The sequence below is a fragment of the Rhodoferax sp. genome (assembly GCF_039922535.1).
Lineage (GTDB): Bacteria > Pseudomonadota > Gammaproteobacteria > Burkholderiales > Burkholderiaceae_C > Rhodoferax_B.
On record NZ_JBDTEM010000224.1, the window covers coordinates 1 to 4637 of the forward strand.

The window sequence follows — 4637 nt, forward strand, 5'->3', positions numbered from 1 at the left end:
ATGTCGGCCCAGAAGTTGCCGATCACCGCCGTGGACCGCGCCGCAAAGCCGCGCATCAGCGCAAACACCACGGCGATGCCGGTGGCCGCCGACAAGAAGTTCTGCACCGCCAGGCCCAGCATCTGCGTCAGGTAACCCATGGTGGACTCACCCCCATAGCCCTGCCAGTTGGTGTTGGTGACAAAGCTCACCGCCGTGTTGAAGGACGAATCCGCCGACACCGCCGCCATGCCTTGTGGGTTCAGCGGCAGCCAGACCTGCAGCCGCTGCAGCGCGTAAACCACCAGCGCGCCCAGTGTGTTGAAGGCCAGCAGCGCCAGCGCGTAGTGCGCCCAGTGCATGGATTTGTCGGGGTCGGTGCCGGCCAGCTTGTACAGCGGGGCTTCCACGCGGCGCATCCAGCCAGGAATGCGCCCATCGGCCAGGCGCGCCAGCCACAGGCCCAACGGCCAAGCCGCGGCGAGCAGCACCACGAGATAAAGGGCCAGCAGGCCCCAAGCGTTCGCGTTCATCAGAATTCCTCAGCGCAGATCAGCGCATAGACCAAATACGCCAGCAGCAGCACGGCGCACAAACCACCCAGGCCATAGAGCATTTCGAGCGGGATCATGCGCGGCCTCCCTTGGGTTTTTCGAGCTTCTGGAAGCCCGCCACCATGAGTGCCATCACCCCCCACAGCAGGCCCAAGCCTGCGATCCATAGAACATCCATACCGCCCCACTTTCGTTTGAAATTGATGGAGTAAGCGTATGTAAGCGGCCGTAAAAACGGGGTAGAGAGGTGGGTCCGGGCTGTATAGAAAGCGTAAAGATGCTGGCCATCGCAATCCTGCAAAGAGGGCCCGGGCCGTTACGGTGGCATTGCTGCAGCGGCTGATTTGAGGGGTACATAAATCTTTACCGATGGCGTCATTTGAAACACTTGATTGCAATTTGGTTGCGGTGTCAAATCGGTCTGGTAGGTCTTTTCCACCGTCCTGAAAGCCACACCATGAACTTCAAAGATCTCAAAATCGGCACGCGCCTGACCGCTGGCATTGTTCTGGCGGCATTGCTGCTGGTGCTGTTGGTGGTGACCGGACTGGGCAGCATGGACTCGATCAAGGCGGAATTGAGCCTGATCACGCAGGACCGGATGCCCAAAATTGCGCTGGGCCATGACATCAAAGACAACCTGTACCAGCGTGCAGTCATCACGCGCAATATCGTGATGCTGGAAGATGTACCCAGCATCCAGCAAATGGCCCAGCGTCTGGCCCAGGTTCGCAGTGATTACACCAATTGGGACAAGCAACTGCATGACACGGTCACCAGTACCGCTGGCAGGGCCAGCCTGGGCAAAATGGAGGCGGCTATCGATGCGATGACGGTGCCCGTCAACAAGGTGGTGGAGCTGGGGTCCGCGAACAACAACGCCGAAGCCACCAAGCTGCTGCTGACCGAAGTGGCTCCGCTCCAGACTACAGCGCTGGCTGCGGCCGACGATTTCGTGAAAAGCCAAACCGACGAGGGCCAGCGGGCCCAAGACCGTGCGCAGAAGGCGTACGTGTTTGCGTACAGCTTGCTGGTAGGCCTGGGGCTGGCCGCCATTGCCCTTCTGGGTCTTCTGGGTTGGCTGCTGGTGCGCTCGATCACCAGGCCTTTGAACCAGGCCGTGGAAGTATCGCGCGCCGTGGCGGCGGGCGATTTGAGCCTGCAGTTTGAGGCCACCGGCAACAATGAAACCGCGCAGCTGTTGATGGCGCTGAAGAACATGCAAGCCAGCCTGGCCCAAGTGGTGGGCAATGTGCGCCAGAACGCCGAAGGTGTGGCCACGGCCAGTGCGGAGATTTCGCAGGGCAACCACGACCTGTCGGCGCGCACCGAGCAGCAGGCCAGTGCGCTGGAGGAAACGGCGGCCTCGATGGAGGAGCTCAGCTCCACCGTGAAGCAAAACGCCGACAACGCGCGCCAGGCCAACCAGCTGGCCCAGAGTGCATCGACCGTGGCTGTGCGTGGCGGCGACGTGGTGGTTCAGGTGGTAGAAACCATGAAGGGCATCAACGACAGCTCGAAGAAGATTTCGGACATCATCAGTGTCATTGATGGTATTGCCTTCCAGACCAATATCCTGGCCCTCAACGCCGCGGTGGAAGCCGCGCGGGCTGGCGAGCAGGGTCGTGGCTTTGCGGTGGTGGCCAGCGAAGTGCGCAGCCTGGCCGGCCGCTCGGCCGAGGCCGCCAAGGAGATCAAGGCCTTGATCTCCGCCAGCGTGGACCGGGTGGAACAAGGTACGGTGCTGGTCGACCAGGCGGGCGTGACGATGCAGGAAGTCGTCACCTCGATCCGGCGCGTGACCGACATCATGGGCGAGATCAGTGCCGCCAGTGCGGAGCAATCCGCCGGTGTCAGCCAGGTCGGTGAAGCCGTGACCCAAATGGACCAGGCCACGCAGCAGAACGCCGCGCTCGTCGAGCAAATGGCGGCTGCAGCCAGCAGCCTGAATACGCAAGCGCAGGATATGGTGGAGGCCGTGGCGGTATTCAAGCTGGGCACAGGCGGCGGCACTGCGGCACTCGTCCGGCCAGTGCCTGCGGCTTCAAAGTTCGTACCCCGTCCTATGGCGGGCAACGGCGCAGCCCGCAGTGCGGGCGTGGTTCCGAAAAAGCTGGCACAGCACGCCGCCTTCCCGGCCAAATCCACGGTACTTTCTGCGCCCGTAAAACCGAAATCCGCAACCGCCACCAATCAAGAGGATGGCTGGAGCAGTTTTTGATGGCCGACGGTCCATCTGACGAAGTGCCGGCCGAGCAGCTGTTAACCCTGGTGTGCGCCCTCAACAGCGTGCGAGACGGGTTGGTTCAAGTTTCGCTGTTGCTCCAGGACGCGCGGTTTGAACTGGCACTGGCACACGGCGATGCACCGCCGCCCTACGCCTTCTATCGTCGCCCACAAAAATAGCCACACCCTGCCAAGCAAGTGGGTCGCCCGGGGCGCTGCGTTCGACGCCGCCCTTCTACACTCCTTGCCATGCAATTTCCGAATCCCTCTGCCCACCCGTACCGCTTGAACTACGGCTCCACCGCCTTGCTGGCGACCGTGCTGCTGGTATGCATCGCCCTGGGGCACGAGGGGCGGCGCGTGGCGCAGCTGGCACTTTTGGCGCTGCCCATGCTGGCCTGGCTGGTCTGGCCGGTGCGCGGCGCGGGTGTGCACCACCTGCGCACGGCCATGGTCTGGGCATGGGCGATGGCGTTTGTGCTGGACGGGCTGGTCCGGGCGTATCTGCTGCACACCTACCAGGCGGCCCCCGAAGGTGCGCTGGTGCTGGGTTCTGCCGCCAATACCAATCCTCGGGAAAGCGCCGAATACCTCGCCATGCAGTGGCGCGAGATGGCGGTCTGGGCCGCGCTGGCGGTGGCGTGCGCCGTCTTGCTGGCTTGGTGCGCGCAGCGCGGCGCACGGGTGTCGCTGGCTCTGTCAGCCGCTCGCCCCGCGCGCGCTTACGCACGCTGGACGCTGGCTTTGGTCTGCCTGCTGCTGGTCGCTACTCTGCTGGCGTACGCCAGCAAACCCTGGCGGCGCTTGCATCCGCTGCTGTTTTGGCCGAACTGGGTGCAGACCCTGCACACCCTGCGTGGCCAGTGGGGCGACCAGCAGCAAGCGCGGGATCGGGCGCTGCAGCGTGCCCAGGCCGTCGCCCCCACGCTGACGCAGGCGGGGCCCGCCACTGTGGTGCTGGTCATCACCGACAGCATCAACCGCGACAACCTGGCGCTGTACGGCTATGGCCGCCCCACCACGCCGCGCCTATTGGCACAGCAGGCGCAGTTGGGGAATCAGATGCAGGTGCTGCGCAACGCCTGGTCGGTGGATGCCAGCACCTTGCCCGCGATGCGCAGCATGTTCAACTTTGGCCAGCCTGAAAGCCAAGACCCGCTGCACTTGCTGGCTTTGGCCCGTGCGGCTGGCTACAAAGTCTGGTGGATCAGCAACCACGACGACATGGCGATCGAGCAAAAGCACGGACGGTTGGCCGACGTGGTCGAAATGGTCAACCGCACACCGGGCCGGGCTGGCACCTCGCTCGACAGCGAGCTGCTGGACTGCGTGCAAGAGGCCCTGCAAGACCCGACCCCGCGCAAGCTGGTGGTGGTGCATCTGATGGGCGCCCACCCGCACTACAGCTTGCGCTTTCCAGACGGTGCCAACCCATTCAACAACACAGCAGACGGAGTCGATGCCGACCTGCTCCAGGTGGGCCGCAGCGCCTGGGTGCGCAAGTTCCGGCGCGAATACGACGCTGCGGTGCTCTACCACGACGGCATCGTGGCCGCGCTGCTGCAGATGACGCGGGATACCGGCACACCGCAGACCTACCGGGCCTGGATGTACCTGTCAGACCACGGCCAGGAGGTTGGGCATGACAGCGACCGCACGGGCCACAGCCCGTCCACCCCTTCGGGCTACCGCATTCCTGCCATCATCTGGCGCAACCAGCCCAGTGCAGACCTGGCGGCAAGGCCGTTTCGCGCAGACTGGGTCGCCTGGACCGTGGCCGACCTGCTGAACATCCAGTGGGCAGGCAACCTGCCCAGCCGTGACGTGCTGCAACCGGGCTACCAATGGCAGGCCCCGGTGCTGCCGGTAGATATTCCG

At 63.9% G+C, this 4637-nt stretch carries 5 protein-coding genes; 3 read left to right on the plus strand and 2 right to left on the minus strand.

Annotated features, from left to right (window positions below):
- Both ABI213_RS10755 and kdpF read right to left on the minus strand, forming a co-directional pair.
- Positions 1-512 (minus strand): potassium-transporting ATPase subunit KdpA (locus tag ABI213_RS10755; RefSeq protein WP_348027014.1); only part of this gene is annotated, 512 nt, incomplete at its 3' end.
- Positions 512-610, minus strand: a complete 99-nt coding sequence (gene kdpF / locus ABI213_RS10760; RefSeq protein WP_092760146.1) for a K(+)-transporting ATPase subunit F — start codon at positions 608-610, stop codon at positions 512-514. The genes ABI213_RS10755 and kdpF, both read right to left, overlap by 1 nt.
- Before the next feature lie 380 nt (positions 611-990).
- Between kdpF and ABI213_RS10765 the strand changes: the two genes are divergently transcribed.
- The 3 genes from ABI213_RS10765 to ABI213_RS10775 all read left to right on the plus strand — a co-directional run.
- Positions 991-2754, plus strand: coding sequence for a methyl-accepting chemotaxis protein (locus ABI213_RS10765; RefSeq protein WP_348027016.1), 1764 nt, complete (start codon positions 991-993; stop codon positions 2752-2754).
- A complete protein-coding gene (locus ABI213_RS10770; RefSeq protein WP_348027018.1) occupies positions 2754-2939 on the plus strand; it encodes a hypothetical protein in 186 nt (61 codons plus the stop codon). Before ABI213_RS10765 ends, ABI213_RS10770 begins: the two co-directional genes overlap by 1 nt.
- 69 nt (positions 2940-3008) lie before the next feature.
- The coding region (locus ABI213_RS10775; RefSeq protein ID WP_348027020.1) for a phosphoethanolamine transferase at positions 3009-4637 on the plus strand (1629 nt) is incomplete at its 3' end.

Excerpts from the sequence above, each read along its gene's own strand:
- kdpF (WP_092760146.1), bottom strand. The coding sequence starts at position 610 with ATGATCCCGCTCGAAATGCTCTATGGCCTGGGTGGTTTGTGCGCCGTG.
- ABI213_RS10765 (WP_348027016.1), top strand. The coding sequence starts at position 991 with ATGAACTTCAAAGATCTCAAAATCGGCACGCGCCTGACCGCTGGCATT.
- ABI213_RS10770 (WP_348027018.1), top strand. The coding sequence starts at position 2,754 with ATGGCCGACGGTCCATCTGACGAAGTGCCGGCCGAGCAGCTGTTAACC.